Origin of the sequence: Amycolatopsis benzoatilytica AK 16/65, assembly GCF_000383915.1 — a bacterium.
GTDB lineage: Bacteria > Actinomycetota > Actinomycetes > Mycobacteriales > Pseudonocardiaceae > Amycolatopsis > Amycolatopsis benzoatilytica.
The window spans coordinates 3728925-3751565 of sequence record NZ_KB912942.1 but is presented as its reverse complement, the minus strand read 5'-3'; the positions used below and the strand labels follow the sequence as shown (position 1 = coordinate 3751565).

The window sequence follows — 22641 nt, the reverse complement described above, 5'->3', positions numbered from 1 at the left end:
CCGTGACGGGCCCCTTGAGGGAATCAGATTCCGGCAAGGGGCCCTTCGCGGACCACGGGCAGCGGCCGAGTCGCGCCGCGGTGTGACCCACGCCGTAGCGCCGTCGCGGGGCCGCCGCCATAATGAGCAAACGCTTAGTCAGAGTCGACCGGCAGGGAATGGGGCAGCGATGAGGATCGGGACCGGCGTCAGCTACTCAGGCGGGTTCGCCGAGAGCGTCGCGGACATCGTGGAGCTGGAGCGGGTCGGGCTCGACATCGTCTTCGTTCCCGAGGCGTACAGCTTCGACGCGGTCAGCCAGCTCGGCTTCCTCGCCGCGAAGACCGAGCGGGTCGGCCTGATGTCCGGCATCTTCCAGATCTACACCCGCACGCCGAGCCTCACCGCGATGACCGCGGCGGGGCTGGACTTCGTGTCCGGCGGCCGGTTCACCCTCGGCCTCGGCGCGTCCGGCCCGCAGGTCATCGAGGGCTTCCACGGCGTGAAGTACGACGCGCCGATCGGCCGCACCCGGGAGATCATCGAGATCTGCCGCCAGGTGTGGCGGCGCGAGCGGGTCGTGCACGACGGCAAGTACTACACCATCCCGCTGCCCGCCGACCAGGGCACCGGCCTGGGCAAACCGCTCAAGCTGATCAACCACCCGGTGCGCGAGCGGATCCCGGTGGTGCTCGCCGCGCTGGGCCCGAAGAACGTCGCGCTGGCCGCCGAGGTCGCCGAGGGCTGGCAGCCGATCTTCTTCCACCCGGAGAAGGCGAACGACGTGTGGGGCGCCTCGCTGGCCGAGGGCAAGGCGAAGCGCGCGCCGGAACTGGGCGAGCTGGACGTGTTCGCCGCGCCGCCGCTGGCGATCGGCGACGACGTGGATCACCTGCTCGACTACGTGCGCCCGGTGTTCGCGCTCTACATCGGCGGAATGGGTGCCCGCGGCAAGAACTTCTACAACACGCTGGCCTGCAACTACGGCTACGAGGCCGAGGCGAAGCTGATCCAGGACCTGTACCTGGACGGAAAGAAGGAAGAGGCCGCCGCGGCGGTCCCGCTGGAGCTGCTGCGCGCCACCTCGCTGGTCGGCCCGGCCGGCTACGTCAAGGAGCGGCTGGCGGCGTTCGCCGAGGCGGGCGCGACCACGCTGGCCGTCAATCCGCTGCAGCCCGGCCGCGAGGCCCGGGTGGCGAACGTGGCGAAGCTGAAAGAGCTGCTCGGATGAGTTCGCGCGGCTCGTTGCGCGGCCGCTCGACTTCGAAGTCCGGAGTGACCCGCGTCTCAGCGCGGAAATAGCCGCTGGAGCGCATCCGGTAAGATACCGGCCAACCAAGTGTGAAGAAGCCGCACTTCAGGTCGATGCCGCCGTCGAAATGCCGTCAATTCCGCTCAGCGCGGAGCGCGGCTGGGGGTAAGAACGGGTTCAGTGGCGAATCCGTCGGCGGGGCGAAAGCGAGGTAGGCCAGGCTGTGCGCAAGATCGAAGGGCTCTCGGCCGCGGTGCTGGACGTGGGGTCGTTCAGTGCCCGGCTGGTCGTGCTCGAACCTGGCGGATCCCCGATGGACCCGGTGCTCACCCATCAGACGAGGCTGCGGCTGGACCGCGAGCTGGACGACGAGGGCCGGCTGAGCCGGTCCGGCGTCAAAGCCGTCGCGGCCGCGGTCCGCACCGGGATGGAAGTCGCCCGCGAGCACGGCGTGCAGGACGTGTTCCCGCTGGCCACGTCGTCGATCCGGGACGCCGTGAACGCTCGGGAGGCGGTTCGCGAGGTGGCCGGCGAGACCGGTGTCGAGCTGCGCTTCCTGTCCGGCCGCCGCGAAGCGGAGCTGACCTACGTGGGCGCGCGCCGCTGGTACGGCGCGGCCGGCGGTCCGCTGCTGGCGCTGGACATCGGCGGCGGGACGGTCGAGCTGTCCGCCGGCTCGGGGGAGCAGGCGACGTTCGCGCGTTCGCTGCCGCTGGGCGCCCGTTCGGTGACCCGCGACTGGCTGCCCGCCGAGCCGCCGGTCCGCAGCAAGCAGGTGCGCGCGCTGCGCGATCACGCGCTGGAAGAAGTGGCGGCCGCGCTGGGCGACGTCAAGGACGAGCTGGCCGAGCACCGGGTGGCCGGCTGCTCGAAGGTGCTCCGCCAGCTGGCCCGGCTGGCCGGCGACCGGCCGGGGAGGACCCGCGAGCTGCACTTGGAAGACGTGCGCGAGTGGATCCCGCGGCTGTCGGCGATGCCGTCGGCGCGGCGGGCTCAGTTGCCGGGGATCTCCCGCCAGCGCGCCCAGCAGGCGCTCGGCGGTGCGATCGTGGCGGAGGCGCTGCTGACCGTCGCGGGCGGGAAGATGACGATCTGCCCGTGGTCGACCCGCGACGGGCTGCTGCTGACACTGCTCGACCAGCTCACCGACGCGACCGGGAAGAAGTGGTCTCGGCCGGCCGCGTGAAGACGCTGGTGCCGGGCCGGAGAACGCGGTATGCCGGAGACATGACTCCGCGCAGCGAGTTCCATCCGCACCGCCGCTCCGAGGACGAGGACGAGACACCGTTCCCGGGCAAGCGGAAATCCGAGCTGCCCGATCCGGACGAGCTGACCGGCGAGGTGGCGAACATTCCGGGGAAGGACCTCAGCCCGGCTGGAACGGACGAGGTTCCCGCGGTCCCGGGCACCGACGACGACCCGACGTCCTGATCGAGCCGGAGTACCTTGCCCGGCCATTCGGCAGGAATGTCCGTTAACTCGCTGAATGAGTGAAAAACCGGCGGATTGGTCCGGCTCCAAGTAGTGATCGACAAAGATGTGGCCGGTCTGGATCCGCAAGCAGGCGGGCGCTTCTTCGAAGGCTTCGTCACCGGCACCGTGACGGTGGACGGTGTCTGCGAAGGACACGGGAAGTACTGCAGCGAGACCCGGGTGCTCGGAACCGGCCTCAAAGTCCAGTCGGCACGCGCCGAACTCTGCTGAGAAGTCCGCGCCGCGGTCGCGCTGAGGTCTTCAGCGCGACCGCGGCGCGTTCATTCGCTGCGGAACTGCCGCGCCTTCGCCGGGTCCCGGCGGGCCGGAGCACGCCCGAACGGCTGGACCGGTGCCGGACCCGGGTCGATCTTCGGGATGGTCAGCTCCACCGGCTGCTCGGTGACGGTGAACCGCTCGCCGTGGTGGACGAGGTCCAGGTGCGGCCCGCTGAGCACCTGGTAGGTGGCCGCGTCGGGGCGGATCGAGACCTGGAACCGGGTGCCGCGGAATGCCAGGCGGAACGTGAGGCTGCCCAGTTCCGCGGCGAGGCGCGGGGCGAACGACAGTTGTCCGCCGTGGTCGCGCAGACCGCCGAAGCCGGCCACGGTGGCTTGCCAGGCCCCGGCCAGCGAGGCCATGTGCAGGCCGTTGCGCACGTTGTTGTGCACGTCGTGCAGGTCGGTCAGCGCTGCCTCGGCGAGATAGTCGTAGGCGAGTTGCAGGTGCCCGACCTCGGCGGCGATCACCGCCTGCGTGCCGGCCGACAGCGACGAATCCCGGACTGTCCGCGCTTCGTAGTAGGCGAAGTCGCGCGCCTTTTCTTCCGGGCTGAACGAATCCCCGCACAGGTGCAGCGCCAGCACCAGGTCGGCCTGCTTCACGACCTGTTTGCGGTACAGGTCGAAGTACGGGTAGTTCAGCAGCAGCGGATAGGAGTCGTCCTCGGTGCCGGCGAAATCCCACTCGGCGTGCTGCAGGAACCCTTCCGACTGCGGGTGCACGCCCAGTTCCTGGTCGTAGGGCAGCGCCATGGCCTCCGCCGCGGCGCGCCAGGAATCGATCTCCGGGGCGTCCGCTCCGAACTCGCGGGCGACCTCCGGGTGCCGCTCGCAGGCGTCCGCCGCGGCCAGCAGGTTCTTGCGGGCCATCAGGTTCGTGTAGACGTTGTTGTCCGCGACCGCCGAGTACTCGTCCGGCCCGGTCACGCCGTCGATGCGGAAGTGGCCGTGGTGGTCGAAATGCCCGAGCGACGCCCACAGCCGCGCGGTTTCCAGCAGCAGCTCGGCGCCGCAGGCGCGTTCGAACTGCTCGTCGCCGGTCGCGTTCACGTAGCGCACCACTGCGTCGGCGATGTCGGCGCTCACGTGGAACGCCGCCGTGCCGGCCGGCCAGTACGCCGAGCATTCCGCGCCGGTGATCGACCGCCACGGGAAAGCCGCGCCGTGCAAGCCCAGCTGGGTGGCGCGGTCGCGCGCTTTGTCCATTGTGGAGTGTCGCCAGACCAGCGCGTCGCGGGCGGCGTCCGGCATCGTGTAGGTCAGCACGGGCAGCACGAACGTTTCGGTGTCCCAGAACGCGTGCCCGTCGTAGCCGGGGCCGGTGAGGCCCTTGCCGGCGATCGCGCGCGTCTCGCCGCGGGCCCCGGCCTGCAGGAGGTGAAACAGCGCGAACCGGACTGCCTGCTGCAGTTCGGGGTCGCCCTCGATTTCGATGTCCGAGGTGGCCCAGAAGTCGTCCAGGAACTGCCGCTGCTCGGCGGCCAGCCCCTTCCAGCCGGTCTGGCGGGCGCCGGCGAGTGCTGCCTCCACCTGGGCTCGCAGCGCTGGCGCGGACCGCTGCGCGGACCAGCCGTAGGCGAGGAACTTGGTCAGCCGCAGCCGGCCGCCCTTCGGCACGTCGACCGCGGCGGTGAGCCGGGCCAGGTCCTCCTCGGCGTGGATGCGGGTGCGCAGCCCGTCGTCCACCTCGATCTTGTGGTCCATCGCGGCGGCGATCCGCAGGCCGGACATCCGGGTCTGGTGCACCAGCACGGCCTGGTAGCCCGAGGCCTGGCTGAACTCGCCGACCAGCGGCGCGTGCAGCGCGGCGGCCACTCGCGGGTCGCGGGTGTCGGACTCGATCGGCTCGTTCGCCAGCAGATCCGACTGCACGACCAGCTGCAGGTCCTCGTCCAGCGGCTCGACCTCGTACCGGATCGCGGCGACCGCGCGCTGGGTGAACGAAACCAGCCGTTCGGTGGTCACCCGCACGCGCCGTCCGGTGGGGGAGGACCACTCGGTGACCCGGCGCAGCGTGCCTTTGCGGAAGTCCAGCACCCGGTCGTGCGCGGTCGCGATGCCGTAGCGCATGTCCAGCGGCTCGTCCTCGACCAGCAGCCGGATGATCTTGCCGTCGGTCACGTTGACGACGGTCTGGCCTTCCTCCGGGTAGCCGTAACCGCCCTCGGCGTAGGGCAGTTCGTGCTGCTCGTAGAACCCGTTGAGGTAGGTGCCGGGCAGCCCGCGCGGCTCACCCTCCTCCAATGTCCCGCGCAGGCCGATGTGGCCGTTGGACACCGCGAACGCGGATTCGGTGCGCTGCAACGCATCCACGTCCAGCCCGCGCCAGCGCAGCTCCCACGGCGCGCATTCGTAACCGTGTTCCGTCACTTGGCCTCCAGCAGTTCGGCGAGGTCGTCGACCACGATGTCGGCGCCGTGCGCGCGCAGTTCGGCGGCCTGGTTCTGCCGGTTGACGCCGACGACGTAGCCGAAGCCGCCCGCTTTGCCCGCCTGGACGCCGGACTGCGCGTCCTCGAACACCGCCGCCTGCTCCGGCGCCACCCCGAGTTCCTTCGCTCCGGCGAGGAACGAATCGGGCGCCGGCTTGCCTTTCAGGCCGTCGCGGCGGATCACCAGACCGTCCACTCGCGCTTGCACGAATCGCGACAGGTCCGCCGCGTCCAGCACCTTCGCGCCGTTCGCGGACGACGTCACCACGGCGATCCGCAGCCCGCGGCGCCGCGCTTCTTCCAGATAACGCACGGATCCCGGATAGGGATCCACGCCGTGCTCGTCGATGATCTTCAGCAACAGTTCGTTCTTGCGGTTGCCGACGCCGTTGACCGTCGGCGCGTCGACGGCGTCGTCCGGAGTGCCCTCGGGCAGTTCGATCCCGCGCGAGCGAAGGAATTCCCGCACGCCGTCGGCGCGCGGGCGGCCGTCGACGTAGGCCGCGTAGTCGTTGTCGGTGAACTCCTGGAAACCGTCGCCGTCCCGGCTGCGCAGAAACTCGTCGAACGTCCGTTTCCACGCTTCGCGGTGGAGCACGGCCGTCCCGGTCAGCACGCCGTCGAGGTCGAACAGGCAGGCGGTGATGGTGTCGGGCAGTCCGATCATGCCTGCAAGGTACCTGCTGACGCCGACCTTCGCGGCTGTCGCGGCTGGCCGGGAAGGGAACAGTCAAGGACTCCGAGTCCCTGAATGTTCCCTTCCCGGCTGGTCAAGCGGCGCCGACCCGGCGTTCGAAGACGAGCCGTTCGGCGGCCCGCAGCCCGACGCTGATCGCGCCGGTGAGCACGCCGTCGTCGCCGAGTTCTCCTTGCACGACAGTGGTGGTGAGCGGAGTGAACGAGCGCAGCGCCCGGTCGATCGGCTCCAGCAGCAAGTCCGCCGCGGTGCCGACGCCGCCGCCGAGCACGATCAGCTCGGGGTCGATCACCGCGGCGACGGACGCGACCGTGTAGGCCAGCCGGTCGGCTTCCTCGGCCACGACGCGCTGAGCCAGCTCGTCGCCCTCGCGGGCGAGCCGGAAGACTTCGCGTGCCGACCGCGCGGTGCCCAGGCCGAGTTCCCGCGCGCCGCGCACCACGGACTGGGCGGCGGTCGCTTCCTCCAGGTGCCCGCGCGCCGGCGGTTCGCCGGGCTCGTCGGCGACCCGGGTGCGGCCGTAGGGCAGGTAGCCGATTTCGCCCGCCGCGCCGGTCGCGCCGCGAAACACCCGGCCGTCCACCATCACGCCCATGCCGACGCCGGTGCCGATGGTGATGCAGCCGACCACCGACGCGCCGCGGGCGGCCCCGCTTTCCCATTCGCCGACCGCCGTGAGGTTCGCGTCGTTCTCCACGACCAGGTCCGGCCCGAGCACCTGTTCCAGGTCGTCGAGCAGACCCGGCCTGCCCCAGCCGGGCAGGTTCGGCGCGTGCCGGAAACAGCGTTTCACCGGGTCCGCGACACCGGGGGAGCCGAGCACGCGGACAACGATGTCGTCCTTCGTCAGACCGGCTTCGGCGACGATTTCGTCCGCCAGCCTGCCGAGCGCGGCGATCAGCGCGCTGCCGGACCGGGCGGTGTTGCGCACGTCGCGACGGGCGACCACGGTGCGGCCGAGATCGGCGACCGCGACCCGGATGTGCTCGCGGCCGATGTCCAGGCCCAGCACGTAACCGGCGGTCGGGTCCGCCTCGTAGAGCACCGCCGAGCGGCCGGTGCCGGTCGAGGTGTGGCCGGTTGCCCTGGCCAGGCCCGCCGCCTCCAGCGCCAGCAGCGCCTGGCTCACCGTCGGCTTCGACAGCCCGGTGTCCTTGGCCACCTGCGGCCGGGTCGCGGCACCGCCGCGGCGCAGCAGATCGAGCACTGCCCGCTGGTTGATCCTGCGCATCCCGGCCGGGGTGCCGACCGGTGGTGTAGCCGCCCCTGCCACGTGCTGAGTTTCCTTCCCGTTCGGACTTCCTTCCTGCCACGGTAACCGGATACGCCCCGCTTTGGCAGGAAAGTTTCTTTTCTTCCGGCCCGGGGCAGGCGGAGGTCGTGCGCCGACGATACGTCCTCGGCCAGCGGAACACGGGGACGGCACGCGGGTTCGCGGTCGCCTGGAAGCGAAGGCCCGGCCGCGGTGACAGGTCCGGTCTGGCCGGTCGCGCACGGTGGAAGAGATTCGGGGGCCCGGACCGGCCGGTCAGTTCGGGCGGCACCGTGCCGGTGACGGACAGGTCGCGGGCGGTCGGTTCGTCGTGCGCCGGGCGCGAGCGTCTAGCCGGTCCATGGTGGCCGTGGGGTCAGGCGGTTTGCTGGGCGCGGGCCCGCACCACGCGGGGGTACCGGATGGTGAACGAGATCGGGACGGCGAAGCCGAGCACCTTCAGCACGACGAGCGCGACGGTCGCGTGCGGCGCGAAATGGAACAGCAGGGCTTCGGCCATCCCGGCGACGGTGAAGCTGGCCGCCCAGACGGCGGTGATGACGACGTTGACCTTGCGGAACACCGCGGTCGCGGCGATCTCCGGCGGCACCATCGTCTTCGCGATGCCGAGAGTGAAGGGGCGCCTGACGGCGATCGAGCCCCACGAGGTCAGGGCGAGCCAGAGATCGGTGAGCGCGCCGACATAGTCCTTGGCCGGCGACGTCGGGTCGGCGAAGGACCAGATGGCGAGCAATGCGAAGAAGGAAACGGCGGAGACTTCGATGAAGAGCGTGTCCCATGCCTTGCCGCAGCGGCGTTCCAGCAGGAGGACGCTGGCTGCGAGGGCCAGGCCGATCAGTGCCGACCAGCGCCACTCGGTCAAGGTCGAGACGATCGCGAAGGCGATCCACGGAAGGAAGCTCTTCAGGTAGTTCATCGGTTCCCCTCATATTCCTGTAGTGACATGTCTACGTTAGAAGGTGTGAGCTAGACATGTCAATGCTGGAAGGTAGAGTGAGTGCATGACGTTGCGACACGCGGTGCTCGGGCTGCTGGCCGAATCCCCGGGCAGCGGTTACGACCTGCTCAAGAGGTTCGAGTCGGCGATGGGGCTGGTGTGGACGGCCACCCAGAGCCAGTTGTACGGAGAGCTGGGGAAGCTGGAGAAGTCCTCGTTGATCGAGGTGGCCGCGGAGGGGCCGCGCGGGCGGAAGGAGTACGCGATCACGCCCTCGGGGCGGGAGGTGCTGCGCAGCTGGCTGCTGGAGGAGCGCCCGGTCGCGCCACGGCGGAACGAGATGCTGCTGCGGGTGTACTTCCTGGGGGAGGTTTCACCGGAGCAGGCTCGGGGCTTTCTGACGGCCAACGCCGAGTCCGCCCGGGGACTGGGGGAAGAGCTGGCTCGGGTGGAGCAGGCGGTGGACTGGGACGACAGCGACGCGTCGGTGTTCGGGCGGCTGGCGCTGGAGTGGGGGAAGAGGTACGCCGCGATGGAGCGGGAGTGGGCGGAGTGGGCGGCCGAGGTGGTCCGTTCCGAGCGCGGCTGAGCAGTGGCCCGGCGGGCACACCGAGCCGGGTTCAACGCTGGGAAGGGCCCCTTGAGGGAATGGGGGTCCGTGAGGGGCCGCTTGAGGGAATGGGGGTCCGTGAAGGGCCCCCTGAGGGAGTAGGGGTCCGTGAGGGGCCGCTTGAGGGAATGGGGGTCCGTGAAGGGTCCCTTGAGGGAATGGGGGTCCGTGAAGGGTCCCTTGGGGGAATGGGGATCCGTGAGGGGCCCTTTGCCGGAATGGGAGTCCGGCAAAGGGCCCTTCACGGACTGGGTCAGGCGTCGGTGGAACGCTTCCAGAGGTTGATGTCCTCTTCGGTGGCGTAGCGGTCGATCTCGGCCAGTTCTTCGGCGGTGAAGTCCAGGTTGTTCAGGGCGGCGACGTTGTCTTCCAGCTGCCGCACGCTGCTGGCGCCGATCACCAGGGACGTCATGCGCGGGTCGCGCAGTGCCCAGGCCAGGGCCAGCTGCGCCAGGGTCTGCTCGCGGCGGGCAGCGATCTCGGCCAGCGCGCGGATCTTGCCCACCTTCTCGTCGGTGATCGAGCCCGGGTCCAGCGACTTTCCTTGCGCGGCACGGGAATCCGCCGGGACACCGTCCAGGTACCGGTTGGTCAGCAGGCCCTGGGCCAGCGGCGAGAAGGCGATGCAGCCGGCACCGGCCTGTTCCAGGGTGCCCAGCAAATCGTCCGATTCGGTCCAGCGGTTGAACATCGAGTAGGACGGCTGGTGGATGAGCAGCGGGGTGCCCAGCTCGCGCAGCAGCCGCGCGGCTTCGGCGGTGCGGGCGGAGTTGTACGACGAGATGCCGACGTACAGCGCCTTGCCGGAACGAACCGCCCGGTCGAGCGCCCCGACGGTCTCCTCCAGCGGCGTCTCCGGATCGAACCGGTGCGAGTAGAAGATGTCGACGTAGTCCAGCCCCATCCGGCCCAGCGACTGGTCGAGGCTGGCCAGCAGGTACTTCCGCGACCCCCATTCCCCGTACGGCCCGGGCCACATGTCGTACCCGGCCTTGGTGGAAATGATCAGCTCGTCCCGGTACGGCCGGAGGTCCCCGGCCAGCATCCGCCCGAAGTTCGACTCGGCGCTGCCGTAGGGCGGGCCGTAGTTGTTGGCCAGATCGAAATGGGTGATCCCGAGATCGAACGCCCGGCGCACGATGTCGCGCTGAACGGAGAGCGGGCGGTCGTCCCCGAAGTTGTGCCACAACCCCAGCGAGATCGCGGGCAGCTTCAGGCCGCTGCGCCCGCAGCGGCGGTAGGACATCGAGTCGTATCGGGCATCAGCGGCAACGTAAGTCACGCCGCGATGCTAGCTCGGAAGGCGTCGCCGAGCCGTGCGCACGGGTGGGTGACATGCCTGTTTACTGCTTAATACCTGGTTTCGTGGGCAATATCCCATTTTACTGCGTACTATGCGCGCCATGGAGGCACGACGGGCGCCGCGCGGCGGTGGCCGGGAGCTATCCGACAGCGAACGAGGACGCGTGGCGAGGGTTCCATGGCGATGACTAAGCGGCTCGTGCTCGGGCTGGCCGTCGCGGTCTCGGCAGCGGGATGCAGCGGTGCCGGCCCGGCGGAGACGTTCGCGAAAACGAACGCCTGCGCGTTGCTGGCGACTGTCGCGCGGGGCACGCCGATCGACCCGCAGCGAAGCGAGTACCAGCTGACGGAATCCGCCCCGGCCGGGGCGACCGGAGGTGTCGGCGGCTGCCGCACCGAGTGGAACCCGCCGTCCGGCAAGCTGACCGGAGGCAACCTGGCCGCGACTCTGGAGCTGGGCGAGACGGAGGACTGGAGCGGGCACAGCGAATCGAGCACCCGGAGCGGGCACGAAGTCCGGAAAGACACCACGAAAGCCGGCGGCGGATGCCGTTATCAGGTCCAGATCCCCGGCGCCGCTGCGGCGGTGCGCATCTGGTACCTCGACCGGTCCGTGCGCAACGAAGACTCCTGCCCGGTCGCGAAACGATTGATTGACCAGGTCATCCCCAGCTTGCCGCGGTGACGGCTGCGCTGCTGCCGGCCGCCGCCCGGGCGACTTGAGGATCGCCCGGGCAGCAGCGGGTCACAGCGCGCCGAGGCCGTTCGGCGTGCCCAGGCCGGTCGGTGCGTCGTAGCCCTTGCCGGCGGTGCACAGGTAGTCGCCGCCGCAGTTCCAGCGGGCGTTGCTGCCGGTGGTGACGTCGTTGAGCGACGAGGCGTGCGCGTAGATGTACTGGGCGCTCGGCAGCGCCGAGGAGTTGCCCGCCAGCGCGATCATCGCGGCGATGAGCGGTGCCGACGCGCTGGTTCCGCCCGCGGTGCCCCAGCCGTCCCGGTCGTAGACCGCGACCCCGGTCGCCGGGTCGGCTACCGCGGAGATGTCCGCGAACGTCCGGCCGCTGCAGTGCGGGTCCTTTTGCCACGCCGGTTTGGCCGTGTAGGCCGAACAGCCCGAGCCACTGCCGCCCCAAGCGGACTCGGTCCAGCCGCGACCGCTGGCCGACTTGGTCAGCGAGGTGCCGCCGACGGCGATCACGCCGGACAGCGTCGCGGGCCAGCTGGCCTGCCGGTAGCCGCGGTCGCCGGTGGACGCGGTGACCGCGACGCCGGGATGGCTGAACGCCGCGGTGTAGGGCAGGTTCGCGCCGGTTTCGTCGCCGCCCCAGCTGTTCGACACCGCGACGGCGCCGGAGCTGGTGGCGGTCTTCTCCGCGGCCGCCATCGCGCCGGTGCTGGCATCGCCGGCTTCGACCAGTTCGATCTTGCAGTCCGGGCAGACCGCGGAAACCATGTCGAGGTCGAGGGAGATCTCTGAGCTCCAGCCGTCGTCAGCCGGCGGCAGCGGAGCCGGCTTGCCCTGTCCGTTCACCTTCTTGAAGCAGCCGTTGGCGGTCGTGCACGCCGGCAGGCCGTAGGCCGTGCGATAGACGGCCAGGTCGGCTTCGGCGGTCGGGTCGTCGAAGGCGTCCACGATGGCGACGGTGCGGCCGTTGCCGCCGGTGGCCGGCAGCTTGTACGCGGACAGGAAGTCGGCGCGGGCCAGGCCCTTCGGTGCGGCGCTGGACTGCGCCGGCTTCAGGACGTAGCAGCGGACCTGTCCGGCAGCGGCGGCCGGGCAGGCTTCCTTCGTTCCCGCCGGGGCGTCCGGAATGGACGTCGCACTGGTGGCGAGCCCGTTGGGGGCGTTGACCAAAACCGCCTTGTCGACAGTTTCGTCCACAGTGGAACCGGCAGCGTCCTGGCCGTGGAACCGCACCGAGAGGTAACCGGGCTTGGCACCGGCCGGGATGGTGAACGCGGCCCGCGCGCGCTGCGAGGTCGGCCGGGTGACCGCGGTATCCTGCCAGGTCTTGCCGCTGTCGAAGGAGACCTGTGCGGTGGCCTTGGCGACGTTGGCGACGCCGTCGGTGCGGTGGAAGTCGATGGTCATCGCGGCCGCGCCGGGGGCGAGGGAATCGTGCTTGTCCGCGCCGAATTCGGCGCTCGCCCACAGCAGGCCGACCGGAGCCGGCTTGGCGGTGGTCGCCGAGTCGAAGCCCCAGGCGATCACGGAATGGTCGGACAGCGCGGTGCGCGAATCGTCGTGTGTTCCATCCATTGTGTACACGTAGCGGTGCTTGCCCGCCGCGGCCTTCTGGTCGAAGGCGGCACCGAGGATGCTGCCGGTGTAGATCTGTTTGCCGTCCTCGGCGAGAGTGGCGGTGCCGTCGCTCCACTGGCCGATGCCGCCGCCGTAGTCGGCGTCCATGGCACCGGACTCCTGCAGCGTGTCGCCGGTCCGGCAGAGGTAGCAGGAACCGTCGTAGGTCAGCGGGGCGGGCGCGATGATCCCGGTGCGCCAGTTCACCGTGGTGTGCAGTCCGGCGGCGGGCTGGAAGGCGCGGGCGAGCTGTCCGTCGAGCTGGCCGTCGCCGAGTTCGGGGCGCAGCTGGCCCAGATAGCCCTGCTTGGCCGGGACGTTCGTGTACAGCCGGTCCGAGGCGGGCGCGTTCCATTCGAGGTAGGGCAGGTCCGGCGGCTGCTGGTTGGCCGCGCTCTCGTCCGGGATGGTCCACTCGTCCCAGCCGATCAGGTGCTGGGCCGGCTGGTCGGTCGGGTAGTTGATGTCCACTGTGGACATTTTCGCGGCGTCTATCCGGTACGCCTGCGAAGCGGGGATCTGGTCGGTCTTGGGCAGGCCGAAGAAGTAGCGGTACGGCTTGGCCGCGTTCGCCGGGGAAACCGAGCGGGCGCTGACTGAGAAGGAAAACTTGCCGGTAGCCGCTTTGCCGGCGGCGCCGACGTAGAGCGGGACGGCGCCGAGCGCGCCGATGTCCAGCGAATTGACCTTCGCGGTGCTGCCGCGTTCCCAGCCGACGACTATCGCGCCCGGGTCGCTGGGCAGGGGAGTGGCCAGGGTGGCACGGTTCGCCTTGCGCCCGTCGAGCGAGACGGTGGCACCGGTGGCCGGGACGGTGACTTCGGTCTGGCTGAGCAGTTCGGTGTCGGTCGGCTGGTCGTGGTCGTCGGTGTTGAACACCGCGACCGCCACGCCGTAATGCCCAGCTGGAATCTGGATCTTCGCTTCGCCGCCGACGAGCAGCCCGTCCCAGGTGGCGCGGGCCGGGTCGTCGGCGTTGACCACGAGGATCTCCGCCGCGGCTGCTGGTTTCCCGGCGTGGTCGACGGCCTTCACGTCCAGCAGGCCCTGCGGGTAGTGCGGCTGCTGGACGCTGGCCGGCGCCGGGCCGATCCGGTAACCATCCAAAGAGGACAGGTGTTTCAGCTGCGCGGCCGGGACGACGGTGTACTGGCCGTTCACCTTCGAAGTGAACGCCAGCGGCGAGTGCCCGGGCGCCGGAAGGAAGTGCGGTACGCCGTCGTGCACGAGCACGTGGTCGCCGCTGGGCAAGCCGTAGGTCTGATCCGCGGTTCTCGCCGCCGGTGGCGCGGCCGTCTGGGCGGCTGGCGTCGGGGCGGTGGCGGGCGGGGAAGCGACGGCGAGCGCCAGCGAGGCAGCCGTCAGAGAGATGACGAAACGCAAGTCCAGCTCCGTTTCCGGAAAAGGGATGGGAACTCTCTGCGGCGTGGTTTCAGCTTTCTGGCGGAAGATCACCTTGTCAAGCCATACATCGGATGACTATTCCCGTCATACCGGAGATACCGGAAGATTACGGATTTCATCGACGGAGAGATCTGATGTCCGGTCAGCGGCACCCCGTTGCGGGCGACTGGCCAGTAGAGTGCGGGTGAGCGATCGCTTAGGAGGTTCTGTGGGCACCGGGTTCTTCACCTCTGTCGAGGATGTGTCGGCGCAGCTGGCCAAGGTCGGCTACCTGGCATCGGTCTCGGTCGCGACCACGGTGTTCCTCGCCGATCGGCTGGGCAAGCCGCTGCTGGTCGAGGGCCCGGCGGGGGTCGGCAAGACCGCGCTGGCGACCGCGGTCGCCGAGGTCACCGGTTCGCGGCTGGTGCGGTTGCAGTGCTATGAGGGCATCGACGAGGCCCGTGCGCTCTACGAGTGGAACCACGCGAAGCAGCTGCTGCGGATCACCGCCGGGCGCGACGAGACGTGGGACGAGGCGCGCACCGACATCTTCGGCGAGGAATTCCTGCTGCGCCGCCCGTTGCTGACCGCGATTTCCGGCAGCGAGCCGACCGTGCTGCTCATCGACGAGACGGACAAGGCGGACGTCGAGATCGAAGGCCTGCTGCTGGAGGTGCTCGGCGACTTCCAGGTGACCGTGCCCGAGCTGGGCACGATCACCGCCACGCAGCAGCCGTTCGCGGTGCTGACGTCGAACGCGACGCGCGAGCTGTCCGAGGCGCTGCGGCGGCGGTGCCTGTTCCTGCACATCGACTTCCCCGACGAAGACCTGGAACGCGAGATCGTCCGGCTGAAGGTGCCGGGCATCGAGGACGCGCTGGCCGATTCGGTGGTCCGCGTGATCGCCGCGCTGCGCGCGATGGACCTGCGGAAACTGCCGTCGGTGGCGGAAACCGTCGACTGGGCGCGCACCCTGCTGGAACTCGGCGCGGGAACGCTGGACGAGCGCGTGGTGCGCGACAGCCTCGGCGTCGTGCTCAAGCACCAGGACGACATCACGAAGGCCGGTGCCGGGCTGAAACTCGACCAGGTGCTGGACGCGTCGTGACGGCCGCGCCGGGCCTCACCGGGCGGCTCGCCGAGTTCGTGCGCGCGCTGCGGGCGCACGGCATCCCGGCCGGGCCGGGGGAGACCGCGGACGCGGCCGCCGCGCTGGAAGTGCTCGGCCTGGACGACCGCGAGCTGGTCCGCGAGGGGCTCGCCGCCGCGCTGGTGCGCCGCGGCGGACAGCGGTCGGTCTTCGACGCGACCTTCGACCTGTACTTCCCGGCCGGGGTCGGCGCACCCGAGCTGGCCAGGGAAAACCCGCCGCGAGATCGGGAGGAGCTGCGCGAAGCGCTCGCCGCGGCGCTGGCCGAGGGTGACGACCAGGCACTCGACCAGCTCGCCGGCCTCGCCGTGGACCTGCTCGGCCAGTACGGCGTCGGCAGCGGCCCCGGCGGCGGGTACTCCGCGCACCAGACGCTGGAACGACTGCAGCCGCAGACCTTGATCGCGCGGGTGCTGGCGGCGATGCGCGCCGCTTCCGCGCCGGATGAATTCACCGATCGCCTCACCCGCGACGAAATCCGCCGCCGGGTGGAGGGGTTCCGCGGAAAAGTACGCACCGAAGCCCGCCGCCGGGCCGCTGAACTGCGGGGCCGGTCGCGGATCGCGCAGCACGCCATCGCCCCCGCCGCGGACCGCGTCGACTTCCTGCTCGCGAGCCGGTCCCAGCTGGCCGAACTGCGCCGGACGATCCAGCCGCTGTCGCGCAAGCTCGCGACCCGGCTGGCCGCTCGCCGCAAACGCGCTACCCGGGGCCAGATAGACCTGCGCCGCACCCTGCGCCGCTCGCTGTCGACTGGCGGCGTTCCAGTGCGCCCGGCGTATCGGCACCGACGGCCCGGACGGCCGGAAATCGTGCTGCTGTGCGATCTTTCCGGTTCGGTGGCGGGTTTCGCGAACTTCACCATGCTGTTGGTGCAGGCGCTGCGGGACCAGTTCAGCAAGATCCGCGTGTTCGGGTTCGTGGACAGCACCGACGAGGTCACGCACCTGGTCGATACCGGTGCCGCCGATCCGGAGCAGCTGGGCGCGCGAATGCTCAGCGAGGCCGCGGTCGTCCGCTGGGACGGCCACAGCGATTACGGCGGCGCCCTGGCGCAGTTCACCGGCAAGTGGCTGGATGCCATCGGACCGCGCACGTCCGTGCTGATCCTCGGCGACGCCCGGACCAACGGAGGCGACCCGAACCTGGACGCGGTCCGCGCCATCCGCGCCCGCGCGCGGCATGTGCACTGGCTGAACCCGGAACGGGCCTCCTTGTGGGGCACCGGCGATTCGGCGGCGCTGGACTACGCGGAGCTGGTCGAGATGCACGAATGCCGGACCGCGCAGCAGCTCGGCGTCCTCGTCACCCGGCTGCTGCCGGCTTGAGCCAAGCCTGGATCTCCCGGTGCAGCGCGGCTTTCGTCTCCGCCGGCGCGAACGACGCGGCGACCGCGTTGGCGGCGAACCCGGCCAGTGCGCTGTCGTCGTACCCGAAAACCTCCCGGGCCACCGCGAACTCGTCGGTCAGCGTGGTGCCGGTGACGTCCGGGACGTCGGTGTTGAGGGTGAGCTTCAGGCCGGCTCTTTCCAGCTGAGGGAACGGATGCCGGGTCAGCTCGGGAACCAGCCCGAGCGTGACGTTCGACGACGGGCACACCTCCAGCGCGACCCCGCTCGCGGCGGCCTGCCGGGTGAGGTCCGGATCCTCCAGGATGCGGATCCCGTGGCCGATCCGCTCGGCTTTGCCGATTTCCAGCGCTTCCCGGATGCTTTCCGGCCCGGCGTCCTCGCCCGCGTGGTGGACGAGGTGCAGTCCCGCCTCCCGCGCGGCGTCGAAGACGCGCACGAACGGCGTCAGCGAATGGTGCTCTTCGCCGGCCATCCCGATCGCGATGACTTCCTTGTGCCGCAACGCCAGCTCGAGCGTCTTGGCGGCCCGCTCGACCGACCGGCGGCGGGAGTGGTCGAGGATCAGCCGCCACTGGAGCCGGTGCTCTCTCCCACCCTCGGTCAGTCCCTTGAGGACTGACTCGAGCGGCAGGTCCAGGTCGCCGAGCCGCTCGCCGTGCGAGGCGGCGGTGAAGGTGACCTCCGCGTACCGGGTCCCTTGGGCCGCTTCGTCGGCGCAGAACTCCCGCGCGACGCGCTCGAAGTCCTCGGCGGTCTGCAGGCACGAGCGGGTGAGCCGATTGCGGTCCGCGAACGCCCGGAACCCGTCGAACGAGTCCTGCCTCGCCGGCAGCGAGACCCGGTTGGCGGCCGCCAGTTCGGCGAGAGTGGCGGGGCGGATGGTGCTCTCGAGGTGGACGTGCAGGTGGGCTTTGGGCAAGGCGGACAGATCGCGCACCAGTGCATCATGCCGGTCGCCGGGAGGTTTCGCGACGCCCTTTCGGGGCCGGCTGGGAACCGGGGGAGCGCGGCGCGCGTTGGGACGGGTGACCGCAGGTTCGCTGTTACGAGGGGAAGGACAACGCGATGGGTTTCCTGAAACGAGTCACCGTCCTGGCCGGCGCCGCGGGAGCGGTTTCGTATGTGCGGAAGAACCCGGAGAAGGTCACCGAGGCGGTGGGGAAGGCCGGGCGCTTCGTGGACGAAAAGACCAGCGGGCGGTACCACTCGCAGATTTCGGGAGCGGTCCGCAAGGTTGCGGAGGCGACCCGGCCCCGGACGGCGGAGTGACGGCTGGGCGGGCAGCGGCCGCCTGATCAGGGCCTGCTGGAACTGCTGAAGCGCAGAGGCCCGAAGACCGCGGCTGGGCAGTCGATCCGCCGCTGCTCGGAGAAGCTGTCGGCGGATCGCTGCGGCGGGCAACGCCAAGCCGAGCGCGCAGCCCTCACCCCTCGGCCAGCGCCGCCAGCACACCCTCCCCGTACTTCGCCAGCTTGTTCTCCCCGACCCCGCTGACCGTCCCCAGCGCGTCCAACGTGGTCGGCATCAGCGTGGCGATCTGCCGCAACGTGGCGTCATGGAAGATCACGTACGCGGGAACGCCTTGTTCTTTCGCGGTAGCGCCGCGCCAGGCTCGCAGCCGCTCGAACACCGGAGCCGCCCCGGCGGGCAGGTCGACCGCGGCAGCCTTGCGCGACGCCCGCGGGGCGCGAGCCGCTCGTTCCGGCTCACGGCGCAGCAGCACCTGCTGCGATCCGTTGAGCACCGCGGTCGAGCCCTCGGTCAGCACTAGCGAGCCGTAATCCCCTTCGACCGCGAGCAGGCTTCGCGCCAGCAACTGCCGCACCACGGCCCGCCATTCCGGTTCCCGCAGTTCGGTGCCGATCCCGAACACCTTCAACGTGTCGTGCTGGAACTGGGTGACTTTGGGTGTCGTCTTGCCGAGCAGGATGTCGATGATCTGGCCGGCCCCGAACTTCTGCCGCCGCTCGTTGCGGAGCCGGACGACGGTCGACAGCAGTTTCTGCGCGGGAATGGTGCCGTCCCATCGCTCCGGCGGCGTCAGGCAGGTGTCGCAGTTCCCGCAGGGCGGCGCGGACTGCCCGAAGTAGGCCAGGACCTGCGTCCGGCGGCACTCGACGGTCTCGCACAGCGCCAGCATCGCGTTGAGATGCTGCGCCTGCAGCCGGCGATGCGCTTCGTCGCCCTCGGAGTTGTCGATCATTTTCCGTTGCTGGACTACGTCTTGCAGCCCGTACGCGAGCCACGCGGTCGACGGCTGCCCGTCGCGTCCGGCGCGGCCGGTCTCCTGGTAGTACCCCTCGACCGACTTCGGCAGGTCGAGATGCGCCACGAACCGGACGTCCGGCTTGTCGATGCCCATGCCGAACGCGATCGTGGCGACCACGACGAGGCCGTCCTCGCGCAGAAACCGCGACTGGTTGGCGGCGCGGGTCGCCTTGTCCAGTCCGGCGTGGTAGGGCAGCGCCGGAATTCCGTTCTGCACGAGGAATTCCGCGGTCTTCTCCACGGACGCGCGGGACAGGCAGTAGACGATTCCCGCGTCGCCCTGGTGCTCCGTGCGCAGGAGTTCGAGCAGCTGTTTCTGCGGCGAGTTCTTCGGCACGATCCGGTACTGGATGTTCGGCCGGTCGAAGCTCGCGACGAAATGCTTGGCGCCGTCGAGGCCGAGGCGCTGCGAGATCTCCTTGTGCGTGGCCTCGGTCGCGGTGGCGGTGAGCGCGATCCGCGGCACGTCCGGCCAGCGTTCGTGCAGCGACGACAGCATCAGGTAGTCCGGCCGGAAGTCGTGGCCCCACTGGGACACGCAGTGCGCTTCGTCGATCGCGAACAGCGCGATCTTGCCCCGGTCGAGCAGCCGGACGGTGGATTCCACCGACAGCCGCTCCGGAGCGAGATAGAGCAGGTCGAGCTCGCCCGAGAGGAACGCCTCCTCCACTTCCTGCCGCTGCCCGAAATCCTGGGTGGAGTTGAGGAATCCGGCGCGCACGCCGACGTTGCGCAAGGCGTCGACCTGGTCCTGCATCAAGGCGATGAGCGGCGAGATCACCACGCCGACGCCCGGCCGCACGAGCGACGGGATCTGGTAGCACAGCGATTTCCCGCCGCCGGTGGGCATCAGCACGAGCGCGTCGCCGCCGGAGATCACCTGGTCGACGATCTCCGCCTGGTCGCCGCGGAACGCGTCGTAGCCGAACACGCGCTGCAGCGTTTCGAGAGCGGGGGAGCTGGTGGCCTGCGCGGCCGGATCGGGGTGCGCCACGGGGCCGAGTCTAGGGCGGCGGGCGGTCCGGCCGGGCCTGCCCCGCCGGGCGCGGCGCGAGTGTCCCCCTCGCCCCGGCTCGCGGCCGGGCATCGGAACGGGCCGATTGCGGAGGGTGATCGGCCTTTCGCCTGGCGACGGCCGGGGCGGCGGGACCGTTCGCTCCCGGGCGGTGACAGACGGTGCCGAGACGGCCGCGATGGGGCCATTCGCGCTCGGAGCGAGGGCGCACAATGGACGCGTGGCTTTTCCGATCACTGACCTGAACGGGTATTTCTCCGGCGATTGGCGGCTCGCGCGCGATATAGCGGGCGTCGACGGAGAAGCGCTCGGCTCGGCGGCCGGCTGCGTGACGTTCACCCTGGAAGACGACGTGCTGGTGTACCACGAATCGGGGGAGTTGCGGCTCGGAGCGCACCGCGGGCCGTTCGTCCGGACCCTGCACTACCGCCCGGCCGGCGGTGCCCGCGCCGCGGTGCACTTCGACCACGGCGGGTTCTTCCACGACGTGGATCTGACGACCGGGGAGTGGACGGCCGATCATCCGTGCAGCGCGGACTGGTACCGGGGCACGTACTTGCTGGTGGACGAGCGGCGGTGGGAGCAGGAATGGGTGGTGACCGGGCCGGCCAAGGACCATGTGATCACCAGCCGGTTCACGCGTGCCGGCGGGTGAGCTGGAGCCGGTCCCGCCCGCTGGTCCCGGTTCCGGCCGGTCCCGGTCCGTGAAGGGAACATTGAGGGACTCAGATTCCCTCAATGTTCCCTTCACGGACGTCGGGCTGGTCGGCCGGCCGGGTGAGGAGGTGCTCGCCCGGCTCCGGGCGCGGGCTCCGGGCGGCCGCTACTTGCGCCGGTTGCGCAGAACTACCAGCAAAACCGTGATCGCGGACACCGCGGCGGCCGCGGCGAGGACCGCGCCCGCCCAGGACGGGATGGCGATGCCGCCGATGTTGTCGAAGCTGGGCACCGCCCGGGGCATCGGGAACGCCACTGTCCCTCCGTTCGCTTCGTCTGCGGCGGATGCCGCTTTTGTCCGCCAGCCTACCCGGTCGCGAACGAGTCCGAAGTGGACCTTCGGGGTCACGGTGGGCAGCGGTTGGGCTGGCGGCGAAAACGCGTCCGGAAGGGGCACGAACGGACCCGTCGTGCCGGCCGGAAGCGCCGAGGTGGGCAGCGGGCGGTCTTCGGGGGCATGATCGAGGCAAGCGCAGGACGACCCGGAGGAGGAGCGCGGAGATGAATGTGGCCGATCTGCTCGTGGACGGGTTCGGCCGGGTGCGGGAGCTGGTGCACGAGGCAGTCGACGGGCTGACCGCGGAGCAGCTGGCCGCTCGCCCGGGCCCGGACGCCAACTCGATCGCCTGGCTGATCTGGCACCTGACCCGGGTCCAGGACGATCACGTCGCCGACGTCGCGGGTGTCGAACAGACCTGGACCGCACAGAACTGGCACGGGCGGTTCGGCCTGCCGTTCCCGGCCGGAGCCACCGGTTACGGGCACCGCAGCAAGGACGTCGCGCAAGTGCGGACCGAGTCGCCGGAACTGCTGACCGGCTACTACGACGCCGTGCACGAGCACACCGTGTCCTGGGTCGCGGGGGTCGACGAGGCGGCGCTGGACCGAGTCGTCGACGAACGGTGGACGCCGGCGGTGACGTTGGGCGTCCGGCTGGTCAGCGTGCTGTCCGACGACCTTCAGCACGCCGGGCAGGCGGCGTACGTGAAGGGGCTGCTGTTGGCGTGACGGACGGCCGTCGGCGGAGCTGGTCCCGCGCGGCAATCCCGCGGGTCGCGCCGCGGCGGGTCACTCGTACCCGTCCTCCCGGTGGTCCGGCAGCCGCTGCGGACCGGGGCCCTGGGCGCCGAGCTGGTCGCTCGGGTTGGCCAGCCGGCATTTGGCCAGGGACATGCAGCCGCAGCCGATGCAATCGTTCAGCTGATCGCGGAGTTGTTCCAGCTGGCGGATGCGGTGGTCGAGGTCCGAGCGCCAGCAGGTGGAGATGCGGGCCCAGTCGGCGCGGGTCGGAGTGCGGTCGTCCGGCAGCAGGCCCATCACTTCGCGGATCTGGGAGAGCGGCATGCCGACCCGCTGAGACATGCGGATGAACGTCACGCGCCGCAGCGTGTCCCGGCGGTAGCGGCGCTGGTTGCCCGCGGTGCGCCGGCTCCGGATCAGGTTCTCGTCCTCGTAGAACCGCAAGGCCGACGCGGGCACGCCGCTGCGGCGCGAGAGCTCGCCGACGGTCAGTTCGGGCAGTTCCGTCTTCGCCATGCCGACAGGATAGCTTGACTTAAAGGGAGCTTGAAGTTCGAAACTCTCCTCCGGAAGGCGGAAACGGTTCCGCCCCGGGAAAAAGGAGAACATCGTGTCCGAAGCTCCCGTCCGGCTCGCCGTGCTCGTCGGCAGTGCCCGGGAAGGGCGGTTCGCCCCGACGGTGCTGCGCTGGTTCCTCCGCGAGACGGGCCGGCACGGCGGGTTCGAGACAGACGTCCTCGACGTGGCCGAGGTCGCGCTTCCGCTCGCGATGACCGGCCGCGGAGCCGAACCGGTCGCCGCGCGGCTCGCGGCGGCGGACGCGTTCGTCGTGATCACGCCGGAGTACAACCACAGCTACCCGGCCGCGCTCAAGAACGTCCTCGACTGGTTTCACGGAGAATGGCACGCCAAGCCGGTCGCGTTCGTGTCCTACGGCGGAATTTCCGGCGGCCTGCGCGCGGTCGAGCACCTCCGCCCGGTGTTCGCCGAGCTGCACGCGGTCACCGTCCGCGAAACGGTCAGCTTCCACGGCGCGCACGGCCGCTTCGACCAGAACGGCGAGCCGGTCGACCCGGCGGCCGGGACAGCGGCGAAGGCGTTGCTGGACCAGCTCGAGTGGTGGGCCCGGGCGTTGCAGGACGCGCGCGGGGTGCGCGCTTACCCGGGGTAGCGGGGAGGCCGGCGGGCGAGGGCCG

Annotated in this window: 22 protein-coding genes; 12 read left to right on the top strand and 10 right to left on the bottom strand. The window is 70.4% G+C overall.

From position 1 onward, the window contains the following. Positions 1–169: 169 nt before the first annotated feature. The 4 genes from AMYBE_RS0117105 to AMYBE_RS0117090 all read left to right on the top strand — a co-directional run bounded on the left by AMYBE_RS0117105 (position 170) and on the right by AMYBE_RS0117090 (position 2935). Complete coding sequence (locus tag AMYBE_RS0117105; RefSeq protein ID WP_020660611.1) at positions 170–1210, top strand: LLM class F420-dependent oxidoreductase; 1041 nt, start codon at positions 170–172, stop codon at positions 1208–1210. 244 nt (positions 1211–1454) lie between these two features. Continuing rightward, a complete protein-coding gene (locus AMYBE_RS0117100) occupies positions 1455–2417 on the top strand; it encodes a Ppx/GppA phosphatase family protein (RefSeq protein WP_020660610.1) in 963 nt (320 codons plus the stop codon). 41 nt (positions 2418–2458) lie between these two features. Next, entirely contained in the window at positions 2459–2662 is a 204-nt protein-coding gene (locus tag AMYBE_RS0117095) for a hypothetical protein (protein ID WP_154676232.1), read from the top strand. Between the two features lie 93 nt (positions 2663–2755). Further along, the gene (locus AMYBE_RS0117090) at positions 2756–2935 is read left to right on the top strand and encodes a hypothetical protein (RefSeq protein ID WP_020660608.1); all 180 of its coding nucleotides are present in this window, start codon (positions 2756–2758) and stop codon (positions 2933–2935) included. A gap of 50 nt (positions 2936–2985) precedes the next feature. On the opposite strand, the gene AMYBE_RS0117085 is transcribed toward AMYBE_RS0117090, so the two are convergent. The 4 genes from AMYBE_RS0117085 to AMYBE_RS0117070 all read right to left on the bottom strand — a co-directional run bounded on the left by AMYBE_RS0117085 (position 2986) and on the right by AMYBE_RS0117070 (position 8302). Then, positions 2986–5355, bottom strand: a complete 2370-nt coding sequence (locus AMYBE_RS0117085; RefSeq protein ID WP_020660607.1) for a glycoside hydrolase family 65 protein — start codon at positions 5353–5355, stop codon at positions 2986–2988. Next, on the bottom strand, positions 5352–6083 hold the full coding sequence (locus tag AMYBE_RS0117080) for an HAD family hydrolase (RefSeq protein ID WP_020660606.1): 732 nt from the start codon (positions 6081–6083) through the stop codon (positions 5352–5354). Before AMYBE_RS0117080 ends, AMYBE_RS0117085 begins: the two co-directional genes overlap by 4 nt. 103 nt (positions 6084–6186) lie before the next feature. Beyond that, the gene (locus AMYBE_RS0117075; protein ID WP_027927740.1) at positions 6187–7386 is read right to left on the bottom strand and encodes an ROK family transcriptional regulator; all 1200 of its coding nucleotides are present in this window, start codon (positions 7384–7386) and stop codon (positions 6187–6189) included. Between the two features lie 355 nt (positions 7387–7741). Continuing rightward, complete coding sequence (locus tag AMYBE_RS0117070; protein ID WP_020660604.1) at positions 7742–8302, bottom strand: hypothetical protein; 561 nt, start codon at positions 8300–8302, stop codon at positions 7742–7744. An 85-nt stretch (positions 8303–8387) separates the two neighbouring features. On the opposite strand from AMYBE_RS0117070, the gene AMYBE_RS0117065 reads away from it, so the two are divergent. Further along, positions 8388–8912, top strand: a complete 525-nt coding sequence (locus AMYBE_RS0117065; RefSeq protein WP_020660603.1) for a PadR family transcriptional regulator — start codon at positions 8388–8390, stop codon at positions 8910–8912. 274 nt (positions 8913–9186) lie between these two features. Here AMYBE_RS0117065 and mgrA read toward each other — a convergent pair whose 3' ends face one another. Then, entirely contained in the window at positions 9187–10215 is a 1029-nt protein-coding gene (gene mgrA, locus AMYBE_RS0117060) for an L-glyceraldehyde 3-phosphate reductase (RefSeq protein ID WP_027927739.1), read from the bottom strand. 204 nt (positions 10216–10419) lie between these two features. On the opposite strand from mgrA, the gene AMYBE_RS0117055 reads away from it, so the two are divergent. Then, the gene (locus AMYBE_RS0117055; RefSeq protein WP_154676231.1) at positions 10420–10920 is read left to right on the top strand and encodes a hypothetical protein; all 501 of its coding nucleotides are present in this window, start codon (positions 10420–10422) and stop codon (positions 10918–10920) included. A gap of 60 nt (positions 10921–10980) precedes the next feature. Here AMYBE_RS0117055 and AMYBE_RS43400 read toward each other — a convergent pair whose 3' ends face one another. Further along, the gene (locus AMYBE_RS43400) at positions 10981–13920 is read right to left on the bottom strand and encodes a S53 family peptidase (RefSeq protein WP_020660600.1); all 2940 of its coding nucleotides are present in this window, start codon (positions 13918–13920) and stop codon (positions 10981–10983) included. A 229-nt stretch (positions 13921–14149) separates the two neighbouring features. Here AMYBE_RS43400 and AMYBE_RS0117045 point away from each other — a divergent pair, with 229 nt between their 5' ends. Continuing rightward, entirely contained in the window at positions 14150–15031 is an 882-nt protein-coding gene (locus tag AMYBE_RS0117045; RefSeq protein ID WP_020660599.1) for an AAA family ATPase, read from the top strand. Continuing rightward, on the top strand, positions 15028–16401 hold the full coding sequence (locus tag AMYBE_RS0117040) for a vWA domain-containing protein (protein ID WP_020660598.1): 1374 nt from the start codon (positions 15028–15030) through the stop codon (positions 16399–16401). Before AMYBE_RS0117045 ends, AMYBE_RS0117040 begins: the two co-directional genes overlap by 4 nt. On the opposite strand, the gene add is transcribed toward AMYBE_RS0117040, so the two are convergent. Continuing rightward, positions 16379–17362: an adenosine deaminase gene (gene add, locus AMYBE_RS0117035; RefSeq protein ID WP_020660597.1), complete on the bottom strand. Its 984-nt coding sequence runs from the start codon at positions 17360–17362 to the stop codon at positions 16379–16381. The two genes, AMYBE_RS0117040 and add, sit on opposite strands and share 23 nt — an antisense overlap. A 128-nt stretch (positions 17363–17490) precedes the next feature. Between add and AMYBE_RS0117030 the strand changes: the two genes are divergently transcribed. After that, on the top strand, positions 17491–17694 hold the full coding sequence (locus AMYBE_RS0117030; RefSeq protein WP_020660596.1) for an antitoxin: 204 nt from the start codon (positions 17491–17493) through the stop codon (positions 17692–17694). 154 nt (positions 17695–17848) lie between these two features. On the opposite strand, the gene recQ is transcribed toward AMYBE_RS0117030, so the two are convergent. Further along, positions 17849–19687 (bottom strand): DNA helicase RecQ, encoded by a 1839-nt coding sequence (gene recQ, locus AMYBE_RS0117025; protein WP_020660595.1) that lies wholly within the window; start codon positions 19685–19687, stop codon positions 17849–17851. 241 nt (positions 19688–19928) lie between these two features. Between recQ and AMYBE_RS0117020 the strand changes: the two genes are divergently transcribed. Next, a complete protein-coding gene (locus AMYBE_RS0117020) occupies positions 19929–20363 on the top strand; it encodes a DUF6314 family protein (protein WP_020660594.1) in 435 nt (144 codons plus the stop codon). A gap of 168 nt (positions 20364–20531) precedes the next feature. Here the strand turns inward: AMYBE_RS0117020 and AMYBE_RS44925 are convergent, their stop codons facing one another. Further along, positions 20532–20681 (bottom strand): hypothetical protein, encoded by a 150-nt coding sequence (locus tag AMYBE_RS44925; protein ID WP_020660593.1) that lies wholly within the window; start codon positions 20679–20681, stop codon positions 20532–20534. 245 nt (positions 20682–20926) lie between these two features. Here AMYBE_RS44925 and AMYBE_RS0117010 point away from each other — a divergent pair, with 245 nt between their 5' ends. Then, positions 20927–21433 (top strand): mycothiol transferase, encoded by a 507-nt coding sequence (locus AMYBE_RS0117010; RefSeq protein WP_020660592.1) that lies wholly within the window; start codon positions 20927–20929, stop codon positions 21431–21433. A gap of 60 nt (positions 21434–21493) precedes the next feature. Here the strand turns inward: AMYBE_RS0117010 and soxR are convergent, their stop codons facing one another. Beyond that, on the bottom strand, positions 21494–21961 hold the full coding sequence (gene soxR / locus AMYBE_RS0117005) for a redox-sensitive transcriptional activator SoxR (RefSeq protein WP_020660591.1): 468 nt from the start codon (positions 21959–21961) through the stop codon (positions 21494–21496). Between the two features lie 94 nt (positions 21962–22055). Here soxR and AMYBE_RS0117000 point away from each other — a divergent pair, with 94 nt between their 5' ends. Further along, positions 22056–22616 carry an NADPH-dependent FMN reductase gene (locus tag AMYBE_RS0117000; protein WP_020660590.1) on the top strand — a complete coding sequence of 187 codons (561 nt, stop codon included), beginning with the start codon at positions 22056–22058 and terminating at the stop codon, positions 22614–22616. Positions 22617–22641: the final 25 nt, after the last annotated feature.